Source organism: Frigoribacterium sp. AC512, assembly GCF_979258295.1.
The window spans coordinates 2,268,109-2,283,792 of record NZ_OZ409850.1; the positions used below are offsets into that span (position 1 = coordinate 2,268,109).

Genomic DNA, 15,684 nt, shown 5'->3' on the forward strand with positions numbered 1-15,684 from the left:
TGCCGCCCACGCCGGGGGTTCAGGAGGGGCGGGGGGCCTTCGCCGCGAGGGCGGCCTGGTAGAGGTCGCGGCGGGACAGGCCGGTGGCGGCGGCCACGTCGGTCGACGCCTCCTTGAGCCGGGCCCCGTCGGCGACGAGGGCCTGGACCTGCGCGAGGCCCGCCGCCAGGTCGAACTCGCGCTCGGGGGCGCCCTCGACCACGACGCAGATCTCGCCTCGAACGCCCTCGGCCGCCCAGGCGGCGAGCTCGGAGGCGGAGCCGCGCCGCACCTCCTCGTGCAGCTTGGTCAGCTCGCGGCAGACGACGACGCGACGATCGGCGCCGAGCGTCGTGACCACGTCGCCGAGCGAGTCGCCGAGACGGTGCGGCGACTCGAAGAAGACCATCGTGCGGCGCTCGTCGGCGAGGGCCCCGAGCACCCGGAGGCGGTCGCCCTGCTTGCGCGGCAGGAACCCCTCGAAGCTGAACCGGTCGGTGGGCAGGCCGGAGACGGCGAGCGCGGTGAGCACGGCGGACGGACCGGGGATCGCCGTGACGGTGACGCCTGCGGCCGCGGCCGCCTCGACGAGGGGGAATCCCGGGTCGCTGATCGCGGGCATGCCCGCGTCGGTGAGGACGATCAGGTCGGCCGTCCGGGCCAGCTCGACGAGCTCTGCCGCCTTCTCGCGCTCGTTGTGCTCGTGCAGGGCGATCAGGCGGGGACGGTTCTCGACCCCGAGGGCGCGCATGAGGTGGATGGCGGTGCGGGTGTCCTCCGCCGCGACGACCTCGGCGTTCGTCAGGGCCTCGACCAGCCGCCGGGAGGCGTCGCCGAGGTTTCCGATGGGGGTGGCGGCGAGGACGATCACCTGCCCATTGTCCCCTGGCCGGGCCGCGGCCGCCGACGAGCCCGATGCGGGCCGAATACGATGGCCGGATGAGCAGCCAGGGCGATCGGGAGTTCGACGCGCTGCTCGACACCGGGACGGCCGCGGGGCGCGTCGCCCCGGCTGAGCCCGACGTGCGGGTCGACCTCGAGGCGGTGACCGGAGACGCGACGAGCGGCACGGCCACAGCTCCGGTCGCCCCCCGCCCGCCGCTCCGGATCGACGCGTGGTGGGGCCGCGTCCTCTCGACTCCCGCGCGACGACGCGCCTGGGCCTGGGGCGGACCGCTGTTCGTCACCCTGCTCGCCGCCGCACTGCGCCTGTGGGACCTCGGCCGGCCCGGCACCCTCGTCTTCGACGAGACCTACTACGTCAAGGACGCCTGGAGCCTCTGGAACCTCGGCTACGAGGGCTCGTGGCCGAGCGACTACGACGCCGCCTTCGCGGCCGGCGGGGCGGACGGCTTCCTGGCCGCCCCCTCCTTCGTGGCCCACCCTCCGCTCGGCAAGTGGCTGATCGGCCTCGGCATGTGGGCACTCGGGCCCGACGACCCGGCCGGCTGGCGGATCAGCACGGCGGTCGCGGGCATCGTCGCCGTGGCGCTCGTCGCGGTGATCGGCACGTACCTGTCGCGCTCGACGCTGGTCGGCACGCTCGCGGGCTCCTTCATGGCGATCGACGGGCACGCGATCGTGATGTCGCGGGTGGCGCTGCTCGACAACTTCGTGATGCTGTTCGGCCTGCTCGCCTTCGGGGCGGTGCTGCTCGACCGGAGGCAGAGCGCGAGGTCCCTCGACGCCTGGCTCGCGAGGAGGCGCGCGGCCGGCCGCGACACCGCCTGGGGCCCGTCTCTCTGGGGCCGTCCCTGGCTGGTGACCGCCGGGCTGATGTGCGGCCTCGCGACGGGCGTGAAGTGGAACGGCCTCTACTTCCTGGCCGTGTTCGCCGTCTACACGGTCGTCGTCGACGTGCTCGCGCGTCGCCGGGCGGGCGTCGAGTTCTGGCTCTCGGGCACGCTGTTCCGCCAGGCGCCCCTGAGCTTCCTGCTCACGGTGCCGATCGCCGCCGTGGCCTACGTCGCGAGCTGGACGGGCTGGTTCGTCACCGACGGCGGCTACTACCGCAACTGGGTCTCCGAGGGAGGCGAGCGCTGGTCGGGCGCGCTCGCCTGGGTCCCCGACACGGTGCAGAACTGGTGGCACTACGAGGCGGGCGTCTACGCCTTCAACGTCGGGTTGCACACCCCGCACTCGTACGCGGCGAACCCGTTCGGCTGGCTGCTCATGCTGCGGCCGACGAGCATGTACTACCAGGGGTTGGACCAGGGCCAGGGCGCCTGCGAGGTGGCCCGCTGCGGCATGGCGATCACCTCGATCGCGAACCCGTTCATCTGGTACGCGGCCGTCGCGGCCTGCGCGTACCTCGCGTACCGCCTCGTCCGCCGCCGCGAGTGGCAGGTCGGGGCTGTGCTGGTCGGCATCGCCGCGGGCTACCTGCCCTGGCTGGCGTTCTCGGGCCGCACCGTCTTCCAGTTCTACACGATCGCCTTCGAGCCCTACCTGCTGCTCGGGCTGGCCGGGGTGCTCGGCATCGTCCTCGGCCGCCGGACGGACCACCCCGACCGACGGCTGAGCGGGATCGTCGTGACGGGCATCGTGGTCGTCGTCTCGATCGCCGTCACCGTCTTCTTCTACCCGCTCTGGACGGCGCAGCTCGAGGACTGGGAGTTCATCCGGCTGCACTACTGGATCCCCAGCTGGAAGTAGCGTCGCCCCCGGTCGTTCCTCCCCGCCGTGGAGGCGCGGCTCGTCCTGTGAAGCTGCGTTACGCACCGAGGCGTCCCGTGACGCCCAGCGGCTAGCGTGGCCGCATGGCAGATCGTGACTACGGCTTCCGCACGCGTGCGATCCACGCGGGCAACGTCCCCGACTCGGCGACCGGGGCGCGCGCGCTCCCGATCTACCAGTCGAGCGCCTTCGTGTTCGACGACACGGAGGACGCGGCGGCGCGGTTCGCGCTGCAGAAGTACGGGAACATCTACAGCCGCCTGGCGAACCCGACGACCGCCTCCTTCGAGGAGCGCGTCGCGAGCCTCGAGGGCGGCCTCGGCGCCGTCGCGACGTCGAGCGGGCTGAGCGCGCAGTTCATCACCTTCGCCTCGCTGGCCGGGGCGGGCGACCACATCGTCGCGAGCGCCGCCCTCTACGGCGGGTCGGTCACGCAGCTCGACGTGACCCTGCGGCGCTTCGGCGTCGAGACGACCTTCGTGCAGTCGAGCGAGCCGGCCGACTACGCCGCGGCGATCACCCCCGCGACGAAGCTGCTCTTCGTCGAGACGGTCGCGAACCCCTCCGGCGAGATCGCCGATCTCGAGGGCCTGGCCGAGGTCGCGCACGCCGCGGGCATCCCCCTGATCGTCGACTCGACCATCGCGACCCCGTACCTGAACCGACCGATCGAGTGGGGCGCCGACGTCGTGATCCACTCGGCGACGAAGTTCCTCGGCGGGCACGGCACCACCCTCGGCGGCGTGGTCGTCGAGTCGGGCCGCTTCGGCTGGGACAGCGCGAGGTTCCCGCTCTTCGACCAGCCCGTGCCGAGCTACGGCGGGCTCAACTGGTCGGGCAACTTCGGCGAGTACGCGTTCCTCACCCGCCTGCGGGCCGAGCAGCTGCGCGACATCGGGCCCGCGCTGGCGCCGCACTCGGCGTTCCTGCTGGCGCAGGGCGTCGAGACCCTGCCGTTCCGGATGCGCGCGCACGTCGAGAACGCGCGCGAGGTCGCCGAGTGGCTCGACGCCGATCCGCGCATCGAGCGCGTGCGCTGGGCCGGCCTGCCCGGGCACCCGCACCACGAGCGCGCGCAGAAGTACCTGCCCGAGGGACCGGGCTCGGTCTTCACCTTCGAGCTGGCCGGCGGACGCGCCGCAGGCAAGACGTTCATCGAGTCGGTCGAGCTGGCGAGCCACCTGGCCAACATCGGCGACGCGAAGACCCTCGTCATCCACCCCGGGTCGACGACGCACGCGCAGCTCAGCGAGCAGCAGCTCGTGGACGCCGGAGTGCTGCCGGGATCGGTCCGCATCAGCGTCGGCATCGAGGACGCCGCCGACATCATCGACGACCTCGACCAGGCGCTCAGCGCCGCGACGAAGGAGGCGTGACGTGAGCACCAGCACCAGCACAGGCACGAGCACGGACAGCGACACCGTCACGACGCAGCTCGCCAACGGGCGCACCTGCGAGCTGCCGTCGAGCTCGCCGCTCGCCAAGCTGCTGAAGTCGCAGCGCACCTGGGTCGGGCCGGACGCCCGTGCGCGGCAGGCCATCCTCCGCTCCGCGAAGAGCGTCGCGATCGTGGGCGCCTCGCCGAACTCGACCCGCTCCTCCTACTTCGTCGGCACCTACCTGCAGCAGTCGAGCGACCTGCGCGTCTACTTCGTGAACCCCCGGGCCGACGTGATCCTCGGCGAGAAGGCGTACCCCGACCTGGCCTCGCTGCCCGAGGTGCCCGACATCGTCGACGTGTTCCGCAAGGCGAGCGACATCCCGTCGGTCGTCGACGACGTGCTCGCGAGCGGGGCCCGCACCATCTGGGTGCAGCTCGGCATCTGGAACGAGGAGGCGGCGCGGTACGCCGAGGAGAAGGGCCTGACCGTCGTCATGGACCGCTGCATCAAGGTCGAGCACGCCCGGTTCAACGGCGGGCTGAACTTGATGGGCTTCGACACCGGCGTCATCTCGTCGCGACGCTCGGGACGCTGAGAGCGGTCGCGACCGGCCCGGACGGCAGCCCGGCCGGCCGTCGTGGCGGACGTCGTGACGGCTGCCCGTGACGCTCTGTGAACGGGGCGCAGGCTCGATGACGGGGGCGGGCGCTACGGTGGCCCGCATGTCCCCCGTCATCTCCTCCCCCTCGTCTCCAGCCAGTGGGTGGCCGACCACCTCGGCGCCGACGACATGGTCGTGGTCGACGTCTCGGTGCTCCCCGTGCGCGATCGCGACGGCGAGGCGACCGGCCGCTTCACCACCGGCCGCGGCGAGTACCTCGAGCAGGGGCACGTCCCCGGGGCCGTGTTCGGCGACCTCATCCACGACCTCAGCGACGACCGGGCGGCGCTCCCGTTCACCCGGCCCGACGTCGAGCGCTTCGCCGAGGCAGCCGGCGCCCTGGGCATCGCCGCCGGCACGACGGTCGTCGCCTACGACTCGTCGGGCGGCCCGTGGGCCGCCCGGCTCTGGTGGTTGCTGCGCGCGGCCGGCCACGACGACGCGGCCGTCCTCGACGGGGGCTTCTCCGCCTGGGCTGCCGAGGGGCGTCCCGTCGACGTCGGAGCCGTCGAGCCCGAGCCGTCCGTGTTCGTCGCGCACGAGCGCCCGGGGCTGTGGGTCGACAAGCCCTTCGTCGAGGCCGTCGTGCGCGGCGACGAACAGGCGGCGCTCGTCTGCGGCTCGCCTCGTGCCGACTTCGACGGCGTCGCCGGGTCACGACCTCGTCGTGGCCACATCCCCGGCAGCATCAACGTGCCGTCCACCGAGCTCGTCGACGACGGCCTGCACTTCGCCGAGCCCGCGCAGCTCGAGGCGGCGTTCGCGCCGGTCCTGGCGGCCGAGAAGGTCGTCGTCTACTGCGGCCAGGGCATCGCGGCCAGCGCGGACGCCCTCGCCCTGGTCCTCGTCGGGCACGACGACGTCGCCCTGTACGACGGCTCGCTCGACGAGTGGACGGGCGACGACGGCGCACCGCTCGAGTCGCTCGCGGCCTGACCTCTGCCCTCGGTCGAGTGCGGGTCTTCTCGCCCTCGAGCCAGACGACACGCCCCCGACGGCAGCTGCGGGCGGGTCGCCGACTCACCGCAGCGCCTGCGTGGAGTGCCGCGTCTAGTCGTCACGCGCCTGCGAGCGGGCCTGCTCGGCGAGGTCGCGGTCGAGCTCCTCGACGCCGGTGACGGGCAGCCGGCAGACGAAGTCGTGGCAGAGGTACGCGGTCGCGTGGCCCTGCACGGCCGTGCGACCCGCGAAGAGCTCGAACCCGGCGTCCGCGAGCGCCACGGCGGAGTCCTCGTCGACGACGCCCACCAGGACACCGGGGCCCAGGGTGCGACGAGCGCGCCCTCCCAGGTCGATCGCGACCGACGGCGCCTCCCCTGCTGCAGCCGAGAGCTCGCCCTCGACCTGGGCCGCGACGACCGGCGTGAGGACGGACGGCTCGACGACGAGCAGCTGCGTGGACGGCGCGGCGAGCTCCGCGAGCAACGAGAACGTCGTCCCGTACGCGACGGGCGAGTCGAGCGCCGCGTCGGCGGCAGGGCCGACGGCCAGCTCCGCAGCCCGGCGCCACCGCGCGTCGCCCGTGAGCCGGTGCAGCGTGAGCGCGGCGACGGCCGTCGCGGCGACCCCGGACGGGTAGGCGCCCTCGGACGGGTCCGCCGCGAGCGCCGTCCCCTGTGACCTCAGCACGGGGTCCGGCCCCGCCGGCGCCGTGAAGGGCACGCCCCCTTCCTCGTCCACCAGGCACGCCGACAGCAGCGACCTCGCGGCGACCGCGTACCGGGGCAGCCCCGTGGCGAGCGTCAGCTGCAGCAGCCCCTCGGCGAACATGCCGTGGTCCTCGAGCGTGGCCACCGCCTCCGACACCCCCGTCGACGAGGAGGCGCGCAGCAGCCGCCCGTCCGGGGTCACGTGCTCGTCGAGCAGCACGTCCGCGGCGCCGCGTGCGGCCGCCACCCAGTCCGGGCGGTCGTGTCGAGCCCCGGCCTCGGCGAGCGCCGCGATCGCCAGGCCGTTCCAGCCCGTCAGCACCTTGTCGTCGACGGGCGGAGCATCGTGCCGAGCGCGCTCGGCGGCGTCCAGTGCGTAGAACTCGCCCTCCACGCGGCGACCGTCGATCGTGCTCTCCGAGTCCTGAGCCGAGCCGAAGGCGCCGCGCGGCGTGCGGAGACGACCGAGCAAGAACCCCGCGATGCCCGCCGCGACCTCGAGCGGTCCGAGGGCGGGCGCAGGTCCGCGAGCTGCACCTCCTGCGGTCTCGTCCGTGCCGTCACCGTCGGTGTCGGTGTCGGTGTCGGTACCGGTGTCGGTGCCGACGGGCTCCGCCGGCTCGAGCAGGGCCAGCCGCGAGTACGCGGTCAGCAGCAACGCGTTGTCGTAGAGCATCCGCTCGAAGTGGGGGTCGCCCCAGTCGCGCCGGGTCGAGTAGCGGAAGAAGCCGCCCTCGACCGGGTCACGCAGAGGCGACGCGGCCATGCGCCGCAGGGTCCGGGAGGCGAGGGCGAGTGCTGCGCGGTCTCCCCCGGCCCCGAGCCCGAGGAGTGCCAGCTGGGCCGGCGCGACGGGGAACTTCGGGGCGCCGCCGAACCCGCCGTGCTCGACGTCCTCGGCGGCGAGGACGCGGGCGGCCGCGTGCGACAGGGCCGCGGCCGAGAGCAGCTCGACCGAGCCGGCCGCAGGAGGAGCGGGCTGCGCCGCCAGTGCGGCCGCCACTCCGCGGGCGGTCGTGTCCACCTCGCCGCGGCGGGTCGTCCACGCCTCGGTGACGGCGTCGAGCACCTGCCGGAACGCCGGGTGGTCCTGCACGGGCTGCGGCGGGAAGTACGTGCCGGCGAAGAACGCCTGGCCGGCAGGCGTCGTGAAGACGGTGAGGGGCCAGCCGAGCTGGGGGGTGAAGGCCGAGGCGGCGGCCAGGTAGCTGGAGTCGACGTCGGGGTGCTCCTCGCGGTCGACCTTGATCGCGACGAACCGCTCGTTCAGGTGCGCCGCGAGCTCGGGGTCGCTGAAGCTCTCACGGGCCATGACGTGGCACCAGTGGCACGTCGAGTAGCCGATCGAGACGAGCACCGGGACGTCGCGCCGGACGGCCTCGGCGAAGGCCTCCGGGCCCCACGGCCACCAGTCGACGGGATTGTCGGCGTGCGAGCGCAGGTAGGGGCTGACGGCGTCGGAGAGTCGGTTCGTCATGCCTCCACGCTAGGCGCGTGCGCCGACGCGCGGCACGTCGCGCAGCGCCGGGCGGAGGGTACCTCCGACCGAGATGAACCGCGTTCCGAACCATGAACTGCGATATGACGCGGTTCATGGTTCGGAACGCGGTTCGCCGCGCACGGGCGTGCAGCGGCGGCCGCAGCCGCTGCGACTAGCCGCGAGACGGCACGTCGCGCAGCGCCGGGCCGTCGTAGTGCGACAGCGGCCGGATCAGCGAGTTGGCCTCGCGCTGCTCGATCACGTGGGCGCTCCAGCCGAGCACCCGCGACGCGACGAACAGCGGCGTGAACACCGCCGTGTCGAAGCCCATCAGGTGGTACGCGAAGCCCGACGGCCAGTCGACGTTCGGCTTCAGCCCCTTGCGCTCGAGCACGCCGGCGGCCAACGCGTCGTAGACGGCGGCGAGCTGGTCGACCCGGGAGTCGCCGGAGGCGCGGGCCCGGTCGACGAGGCCGGCCAGCGCCTCCTCCATGGTCGGCACTCGGCTGTCGCCGTTCTTGTACACGCGGTGCCCGAAGCCCATGATCTTCTCGCGGCGCGAGAAGGCGCCGTCGAGCCAGGCCGCGGCGCCCTCGGCACCGCCCTCGTCGGCGACCCGGACGAGCAGCTCGAGGGCGGCCTCGTTCGCCCCGCCGTGCAGCGGGCCCTTGAGGGCGCCGACCGCAGCCACGATCGACGAGTGCAGGTCGCTGAGCGTCGACGCGACGACCCGCGCCGTGAAGGTCGACGCGTTGAACGAGTGCTCGGCGTACAGCACCATCGACGTGTCGAACGCCCGCACGTCGAGATCGTCGGCCTCGCGCCCGAACACCTGCCGGAGGAAGTCGGCGCTGTAGCCCAGGTCGTCGCGAGGCCGCACCGGAGGCAGGTCGCGCCTCCTGCGCTGGTCGTAGGCGATGACCGCGGGCAGGGCGCCGAAGAGCCGCGTCGCGAGGCGGCGGGTGTCGGTGGGGTCGTGCTCGCCCGGGGCGCGACTCGGCTCGGGCTCCGCGGCGCCGAGGGCGCTGATGGCCGTGCGGACGACGTCCATCGGGTGCGCCGACGTGGGGATCAGGTCGATGACGTGCTGCAGCCCCGGCGCGAGGGGACGCGCGGCCCGCAGCTCGGCGTCGAACGCGGACCGCTGCTCCGGCGTCGGGAGCTCGCCGTGCAGCAGGAGGAACGCGACGTCCTCGATGTCGCAGGAGGCGGCGAGCTGCTGCACCGGGTACCCGCGGTAGAGCAGGGAGTTGCTGGCCGCGTCGACCGACGAGACCGCGGTCCGGTCGACGACGACGCCGGCCAGCCCCTTGTGCAGCTCGGGCGCGGGAGGTGCGGTGAGGGTGTCGCTCATGGTCACTCCTTCGTGAGGTGAGGCGAGGTGGTGCGACGGTGCTGCGGTGCGGTGCGGTGCGGGTGCTGCGGCTCAGCGCTCGACCGTGAAGTCGAACACGCCGCCGTCGAAGGCAGAGTAGCCCTCGTAGTCGACGAGGTCGTAGAGGTCGGCGCGGTGCTGCATCCGGTCGAGGAGGCGCGCCTGGGTGCCGGTCGCGGCGAGCTCGTCGAGCCCGCGCCCGGCCTCGCCCATGGCGAGGCGCAGCAGCGTGACCGGCCAGATGACCATCCGCACCCCCGCGCTCCGCAGCTGCTCGGCCGTGTGCAGCTCGCCCTTGCCGAACTCGGTCATGTTGGCGAGGACCGGCACGTCGACCGCCTCGGCGACGGCCTCGAACTCGGCCAGGCCGGTCAGCGCCTCCGGGAAGATCGCGTCGGCCCCCGCGTCCACGAGCGCCTTCGCTCGGTCGACGGCGACGTCGAAGCCCTCGACCGCGCGCACGTCGGTGCGGGCCATCACGAGGAAGTCGGGGTCGCGGCGCCCCTCCACGGCGGCGCGGACGCGCTTGACGGCCGTGTCGAGGCCGACGACCTGCTTGCCGTCGAGGTGCCCGCAGCGCTTGGGGTTCACCTGGTCCTCGACGTGCAGGCCGGCGAGCCCGGCGTCCTCCATCGTCTGCACTGTTCGGGCGACGTTCATCGGCTCGCCGAAGCCCGTGTCGGCGTCGACGAGCGTCGGCAGGTCGGTCATCCGGGCGATCTGGCCGGCCCGGGTCGCGACCTCGGTCAGCGTCGTGAGGCCGATGTCGGGCAGCCCCAGGTCGGCCGCGACGACCGCGCCCGAGACGTAGACGCCCTCGAAGCCCTTCCGCTCGATCAGCCGTGCGCTGAGCGGGTTGAACGCCCCCGGCAGGCGCACGAGCCGGTCACCGGCGAGCGCCTCGCGGAGCCGGCGCCGCTTCTCGGCCGGGGTCGTCGTCGAGTACAGCATCAGAAGAGCCCGTCGGGCGAGGCCGCGTCGGACCGGTCGAGCGAGCCCGCCGGGGGCGTGAGCGTCAGCCCGGCGAGCTCGTGCGGCTCGAGCGTGCGGAGGCGCGTCGCCAGCCCCAGGAACCGCTCGACCTCCTCCTGCGCCAGCACCCCCTCTGCCAGCGTGCGGAACTTCCGCACGTAGTCCTCGCGCGCGAAGGGACGTGCACCGAGCGGGTGCGCGTCGGCGACCGCGATCTCGTCGACGAGCCGCGAGCCGTCGGTGAACTCCACCTCGATCCGCCCGCCGAACGCCTTCTCTGCAGGGTCGGCGGAGTGGTAGCGCCGGGTCCACTCGGCGTCCTCGGCGGTCGTGATCCGCCTCCAGAGCTCGACCGTGTCGGGGCGCTGCGCACGCTCGGGCGCGTAGCTGCGCTCGTGGTGCCACTCGCCGTCCTGCAGGGCGACGGCGACGATGTAGGGGATCGAGTGGTCGAGCGTCTCGCGGCTGGCGGTCGGGTCGTACTTCTGCGGGTCGCCGGCGCCCGAGCCGATCACGACGTGCGTGTGGTGGCTGGTGTGCAGGACGATGCTCCGCACCGCGGCCGGGTCGCGCAGCTCGGGCCGCTCGCGTCCGAGACGGCGGGCGAGGTCGATCCAGGCCTGGGCCTGGTACTCGGCCGAGTGCTCCTTCGTGTAGCTGTCGAGGATCGCCCGCTTCGCCTCGCCGGGGCCGGGCAGCGGCACGGAGTAGCGCGCGTCGGGGCCGTCGAGCAGGCGGGCGACCACGCCGTCCTCCCCTTCGTAGATCGGGCTCGGGCTGGTCTGGCCGCGCAGCGCCCGGTCGATCGCCTCGATCGCCTGCTTGCCGGCGAAGGCGGGCGCGTAGGCCTTCCAGGTCGAGATGAGGCCCTTGCGCGACTGCCGCGTGGCCGTGGTCGTGTGCAGCGCCTGGGCGATCGCCTGTGCGGTGCGCTCGACGTCGAGGCCGAGCAGTGCCGCGATGCCGCCCGCCGCGCTCGGGCCGAGGTGCGCCACGTGGTCGATCTTGTGGGCGTGCAGGCTGATCGCGCGGGCGAGGTCGATCTGCAGCTCGTAGCCGGCCGCGATGCCCCGGACGAGCTGCTCGCCGTCTGCGCCGACGTGCTGCGCGACGGCGAGCACGGGCGGGATGTTGTCGCCGGGGTGCGAGTACTCGGCGGCGAGGAACGTGTCGTGGTAGTCGAGCTCGCGGACGGCGACGCCGTTCGCCCACGCGGCCCACTCGGGCTGGACGCGCAGCTCGGGGTCGAGGCCGAAGACGGTCGAGCCCGCGCGCGGGCTGCGGGCGTCCGAGCTGGCGATGCCGGCCGGGCCCGCGGCACGCAGGGTGCTCTCGGGGCGGTCGGTCGTGTCCGCGGGGCTGTCACCGTGGCCGCTGCCGCCGCGTCCGCTGTCGCCCCGTCCGGTCCCGGCGTGCCGGGCGCGGTGCTGCAGCCGTGCAGCCGCCTGTGCCCGGGCCGCAGTGACGGGCGCCCTGCCGAGGCTCGCGACGGCGACGGCCGCGTTGTCGATGACGCGGTTGACCACCATCTCGGCCACGTCGTCGTCGACCGCCACGGGATCGACCGCGACCGAGGCCAGCCGGTGGGCCAGCTCGTCGTGCCGCGCGAGCGGGTCGTCGGAACGGTGGACGTGCACGTCGATGAGCATCACCCGACCCACCCTAGGCGTCGGAGCCGACCGATCGTCGAGGGGCATCGGGCTCCGGCGGCGTCGGCGTCAGCGTCAGCGGCGTCGGCGTCGGCCGCGACGTGACGACGGCCGCGACCCCGGCGAGGACGAGCGCGAGGCCGAGCCACCCGGGCGGGGCCAGCCGCTCCCCCACGACGAGCACCGCGAGCAGCGTCGCCACCACGGGCTCGAGCAGCGTCACCGTCGTCGCCCGCGAGCTGGACACGGTGCGGAGCCCCGCGCCGAACAGCAGGTACGCGACGAACATCGGCCCGAGCGCGAGGTAGAGGTGCACGCCGACCGAAGTGCCCGTCTGCACGATCGGGCCGCCCGTCAGCAGCAGCACCGGCACGAGGACGACCGCCCCGACGCCGAACTGCGCGGCCACGGAGCCGCGCGAGCTGTGCCCGAGATCGAGGAGGCGGCCTGCCGTGTACGTGTAGGTCGCGTACGCGAGACCGGCGAGCAGGCCGAGGGCGACCCCGGCCAGGAACGTCGCGCCGGGCCCGGACGTCGCCGATGCCGCCGCCCCGGCAACGTCGGGCGAGCCGCCGTGCCCGAACGCGGCGAGCAGCGCGACCCCGGCGACTGCCGCTCCGGCCGAGGCCGCCCAGCACCGGTCGAGCCGTCGCCGGCGCGCGGCCGGGTCGAGCAGCCGCTCGAGCAGCGCCGCGAAGAGCGGCGCCGTCCCCAGCGAGACGACGTTGCCGACGGCGACCCCGGCCAGCGACATCGACGAGTAGAACGCGAGCGGGTACGCGACGACCGCGAGCGCTCCCGGGACGATCCAGCGCCAGGAGGCGCCGCCTCCTCGGAGCACCGACGCGGCCCGCCTCGGCGCCGTCAGCGCGAGCAGCAGACCGCCGACGCACATGGTCGCCGCGCCGGTCGCGAGCGGGCTGACCGACGGGGGCAGCAGGCTCGCCGCCGTGCCGGTGGTGCCCCAGAGCAGTGCCGCGAGCACGATGCCGATCACGCGCCGATAGTACCGACCCGGTCGAGGGCGGGTCGGCGTCATCGAGGGCGGGTCGCCGCGGACCCGCCCTCGGCGACGGAGACCCGCCCTCGGCATCAGGCGGCGCGAGCAGGGGCGCGCCGAGAGGCGGTCGGACGGGACGTGCCGCGGGCGCGACCGGTCAGGACGGCGTGACGGCCGCCTCCTTCGCCCCGAACCGCGCGACGAGGTCGCGCTTCAGCACCTTGCCGCTCGGGCCGAGGGGCAGCGCGTCGACGACGTGCACCACGCGGGGGAACTTGTACGCGGCGATCTCGTCCGAGACGAAGGCGACCAGCTCCTCGGGTGCGACGGTCGCACCGGCCCGCAGCACGACGGCCGCCTCGATCTCCTGCCCGTGCGTCTCGTGCGGCACGCCGAAGACGGCGGCCATGGTCACGTCGGGGTGCTGGGCGAGCACCTCCTCGACCTGGCGCGGGTACACGTTGTAGCCGTTGCGGATGATCATGTCCTTGGTCCGGTCGACGACGGTGAGGTAGTCGTCGTCGTCCTTGGTGCCGAGGTCCCCGGTGCGGAACCAGCCGTCGACGATCGCCTTGGCGGTGTCCTCGGGCCGGTCGAGGTAGCCGTTCATCAGGTTGTGGCCGCGGACGACGATCTCGCCGATCTCGCCGTGCGGCAGCAGCACGATCCTGTCCTCGACCGACGAGTCGGCGATCTCGACGTCGACGCCCCAGATCGGGGTGCCGATGGTGCCGGGCCGCGGCGGCCGCCCCACGTGGTTGAACGTCGCCACCGGCGACGTCTCGGTCAGCCCGTACCCCTCGTGCACCGGGGCGCCGAAGACCTGCTCGAACTTCGCCAGCACGGCGAGCGGCAGGGAGGCGCCGCCCGAGATCGCGTACCGGAGCGGCGGCCTGGCCTCCGACCGCGTCGCGGCGTCGAGCAGGGCCATGTACATCGTCGGCACGCCCATGAACACCTCGCAGCCGTGCTCGACCATGGCCGCGAGCGCCGCGTCGCCGTCGAACTTCGGCAGCATGACGATCGTCGCGCCGGCCCGGAACCCGGTGTTCATCGTGCAGGTCTGCCCGAAGGTGTGGAACAGGGGCAGGGCGCCGAGCAGCACGTCACCCCGGCGCATGTCGAAGGTGCTCATCAGGTTCGTGTCGACCTGGTGCAGCAGCGCGAAGTGCGAGCCCTCGGCGCCCTTCGGCTGGCCCGTGGTGCCGCTCGTGTAGAGGATCGTCGCCGTGTCGAACGGGTGCCGCGGCACGTAGGTCGTGAGCGGCTCGGCCTCGGCGGCGAGCGACTCGAGGCGGTCGGGCGCCGGGGGCACGACGGCCGTGCCGGCGTCGGTCGCCGGAGGCGCGAGCACCGTCACGACGTCCACTCCCGCCAGCTGCGCCCCGGCCGCCCCCTCCGGCAGCAGCGGGGCCGCGCAGACGAGCAGCGACGAGCCGCTGTCGTGCAGCACGTACTCGATCTCGTGACGTTTGAGCAGCGCGTGGACGGGCACGACCACGGCACCGAGCGCGAGGGTCGCGTAGTAGACGCGGGCGAAGTCGGCGACGTTCGGGACGAGCATCGCGACACGGTCGCCCTCGCCCACGCCGCGGGCACGGAGGGCGCCGGCGTAGGCGAGCGACTGCTGCCAGAGCTCCCGGTAGGTGGTGCGCTGCGGGCCGACGACGACGGCGACGTCGTCGGGGTACCGGGTGGCCGCCTCGCCGAGGATCGCGGCGACCGAGGCCGTCGCGTGGCCGGTGGGGGCGGACGGGCCGGTGGGGGTGGAAGGGCCGGTGGCTGGTGCGTCCGTGACTGCGGTGTTCGAGGTCATGCCGGGGTGCTCCGTCTCCGTTGACGAGTGGTGATCCTGGTCGGATCTTACGTCGCGCCGCCGGGAGCCAGGCCGGGTCTCCGGTCGGGATCTCCGCCGGCCCGTGCCCCTCGCCGCTACCGCACCCCGCTGCGCACGAAGCCCTGCACGAAGAACCGCTGGAACGCGAGGAACAGCGCCACCATCGGCAGCACCGAGATGACGGCGAGAGCCATGATCCCGTTGTAGTCGGGGTTGGTCTGGCCCTTCAGGTAGAGCAGCCCGACGGGCAGCGTGTAGAGGTCCGGGTCCTTGAGGGCGATCAGCGGCCAGGCGAAGTCGTTCCAGCTGCCCAGCAGGGTGAGCAACACGAGCACGGCGACCAACGGGCCGCTCAGCGGCAGGACGATGAGGGTGAACACCCGGATCGGGCCGGCACCGTCGAGGCGGGCGGCCTCGATCAGCTCCTGCGGGATGCCGAGCATGAACTGGCGCGCGAGGAACACCCCGAACGCCGTGGCTGCCGACGGGAGGATCACCGCCCAGTAGGTGCCGTAGATCTCGAGCCCGTTCACCAGCCGGAACTGGGCCACCATGATCGCCTGCACCGGGATCATCAGGGTCGCGAGGAACACGAGGAACACCGCCGTGCGCCCGACGAAGCGGAGCTGTGCGAAGGCGTACCCGGCGAGCAGGCTCACGACGACCGTCAGCACGGTGACGAAGACCCCGATGACGATCGAGTTGCCGAACCACGCGCCGACGGGGTACCGCTCGAGCACGCGCTCGAAGTTCTCGAGGGTCAGGGCACTGGGCAGGAGGCGCAGGCCGCGTCCGAAGACCTCGCCCCGCGGCGAGAACGCCACGACGAGCATCCACACCAGCGGGAACGCGACGACGACGGACGCCACGACGGCGACGACGGTGCGGAGGGCGACGAAGCCGCCGCGGCGACGTGGTCGCCTGCGCGGGGCACGGACGCCCGCGACGCGATCGGCGCCGCGGACGGTGCTGCGGGGTGCGCCGGCCGCGGGGGCGTCGGCCAGGGACTGGGGCGTGGTCACGA

12 protein-coding genes are annotated in these 15,684 nt (G+C 73.7%); 4 read left to right on the forward strand and 8 right to left on the reverse strand.

Features of this window, described 5'->3' with window-relative positions:
* Nucleotides 1-19: 19 nt before the first annotated feature.
* Nucleotides 20-850 carry a 16S rRNA (cytidine(1402)-2'-O)-methyltransferase gene (gene rsmI, locus ACZZ97_RS10335; RefSeq protein WP_463473083.1) on the reverse strand — a complete coding sequence of 277 codons (831 nt, stop codon included), beginning with the start codon at nucleotides 848-850 and terminating at the stop codon, nucleotides 20-22.
* A gap of 68 nt (nucleotides 851-918) precedes the next feature.
* Here rsmI and ACZZ97_RS10340 point away from each other — a divergent pair, with 68 nt between their 5' ends.
* From ACZZ97_RS10340 to ACZZ97_RS10355, 4 genes are all read left to right on the forward strand, one after another.
* Nucleotides 919-2,634 (forward strand): dolichyl-phosphate-mannose--protein mannosyltransferase, encoded by a 1,716-nt coding sequence (locus tag ACZZ97_RS10340; protein WP_463473084.1) that lies wholly within the window; start codon nucleotides 919-921, stop codon nucleotides 2,632-2,634.
* Between the two features lie 104 nt (nucleotides 2,635-2,738).
* On the forward strand, nucleotides 2,739-4,031 hold the full coding sequence (locus tag ACZZ97_RS10345) for an O-acetylhomoserine aminocarboxypropyltransferase/cysteine synthase family protein (RefSeq protein ID WP_463473085.1): 1,293 nt from the start codon (nucleotides 2,739-2,741) through the stop codon (nucleotides 4,029-4,031).
* Between the two features lies 1 nt (nucleotide 4,032).
* The gene (locus ACZZ97_RS10350; RefSeq protein WP_463473086.1) at nucleotides 4,033-4,632 is read left to right on the forward strand and encodes a CoA-binding protein; all 600 of its coding nucleotides are present in this window, start codon (nucleotides 4,033-4,035) and stop codon (nucleotides 4,630-4,632) included.
* Between the two features lie 168 nt (nucleotides 4,633-4,800).
* Nucleotides 4,801-5,634 (forward strand): sulfurtransferase, encoded by an 834-nt coding sequence (locus tag ACZZ97_RS10355; RefSeq protein ID WP_463473087.1) that lies wholly within the window; start codon nucleotides 4,801-4,803, stop codon nucleotides 5,632-5,634.
* Nucleotides 5,635-5,748: 114 nt separating this feature from the next.
* Here the strand turns inward: ACZZ97_RS10355 and ACZZ97_RS10360 are convergent, their stop codons facing one another.
* From ACZZ97_RS10360 to ACZZ97_RS10390, 7 genes are all read right to left on the reverse strand, one after another.
* The gene (locus ACZZ97_RS10360) at nucleotides 5,749-7,824 is read right to left on the reverse strand and encodes a thioredoxin domain-containing protein (RefSeq protein WP_463473088.1); all 2,076 of its coding nucleotides are present in this window, start codon (nucleotides 7,822-7,824) and stop codon (nucleotides 5,749-5,751) included.
* Between the two features lie 175 nt (nucleotides 7,825-7,999).
* On the reverse strand, nucleotides 8,000-9,181 hold the full coding sequence (locus tag ACZZ97_RS10365; protein WP_314102527.1) for a bifunctional 2-methylcitrate synthase/citrate synthase: 1,182 nt from the start codon (nucleotides 9,179-9,181) through the stop codon (nucleotides 8,000-8,002).
* A 72-nt stretch (nucleotides 9,182-9,253) separates the two neighbouring features.
* Nucleotides 9,254-10,153: a methylisocitrate lyase gene (prpB, locus tag ACZZ97_RS10370; RefSeq protein WP_314102526.1), complete on the reverse strand. Its 900-nt coding sequence runs from the start codon at nucleotides 10,151-10,153 to the stop codon at nucleotides 9,254-9,256.
* Nucleotides 10,153-11,823, reverse strand: a complete 1,671-nt coding sequence (locus tag ACZZ97_RS10375; RefSeq protein WP_463473793.1) for an MmgE/PrpD family protein — start codon at nucleotides 11,821-11,823, stop codon at nucleotides 10,153-10,155. Before ACZZ97_RS10375 ends, prpB begins: the two co-directional genes overlap by 1 nt.
* 13 nt (nucleotides 11,824-11,836) lie before the next feature.
* Nucleotides 11,837-12,820: a DMT family transporter gene (locus tag ACZZ97_RS10380; RefSeq protein WP_463473089.1), complete on the reverse strand. Its 984-nt coding sequence runs from the start codon at nucleotides 12,818-12,820 to the stop codon at nucleotides 11,837-11,839.
* 160 nt (nucleotides 12,821-12,980) lie between these two features.
* Entirely contained in the window at nucleotides 12,981-14,639 is a 1,659-nt protein-coding gene (locus ACZZ97_RS10385; protein ID WP_463473090.1) for a long-chain-fatty-acid--CoA ligase, read from the reverse strand.
* Nucleotides 14,640-14,755: 116 nt separating this feature from the next.
* Complete coding sequence (locus ACZZ97_RS10390; protein WP_314101727.1) at nucleotides 14,756-15,682, reverse strand: carbohydrate ABC transporter permease; 927 nt, start codon at nucleotides 15,680-15,682, stop codon at nucleotides 14,756-14,758.
* Nucleotides 15,683-15,684 lie beyond the last annotated feature (2 nt).

What these genes read in the sequence shown, in the direction of transcription:
- ACZZ97_RS10340 (WP_463473084.1), top strand. Translation starts at nt 919, where the DNA reads ATGAGCAGCCAGGGCGATCGGGAGTTCGACGCGCTGCTCGACACCGGG.
- ACZZ97_RS10345 (WP_463473085.1), top strand. Translation starts at nt 2,739, where the DNA reads ATGGCAGATCGTGACTACGGCTTCCGCACGCGTGCGATCCACGCGGGC.
- ACZZ97_RS10360 (WP_463473088.1), bottom strand. Translation starts at nt 7,824, where the DNA reads ATGACGAACCGACTCTCCGACGCCGTCAGCCCCTACCTGCGCTCGCAC.
- ACZZ97_RS10365 (WP_314102527.1), bottom strand. Translation starts at nt 9,181, where the DNA reads ATGAGCGACACCCTCACCGCACCTCCCGCGCCCGAGCTGCACAAGGGG.
- prpB (WP_314102526.1), bottom strand. Translation starts at nt 10,153, where the DNA reads ATGCTGTACTCGACGACGACCCCGGCCGAGAAGCGGCGCCGGCTCCGC.
- ACZZ97_RS10375 (WP_463473793.1), bottom strand. Translation starts at nt 11,823, where the DNA reads ATGCTCATCGACGTGCACGTCCACCGTTCCGACGACCCGCTCGCGCGG.
- ACZZ97_RS10385 (WP_463473090.1), bottom strand. Translation starts at nt 14,639, where the DNA reads ATGACCTCGAACACCGCAGTCACGGACGCACCAGCCACCGGCCCTTCC.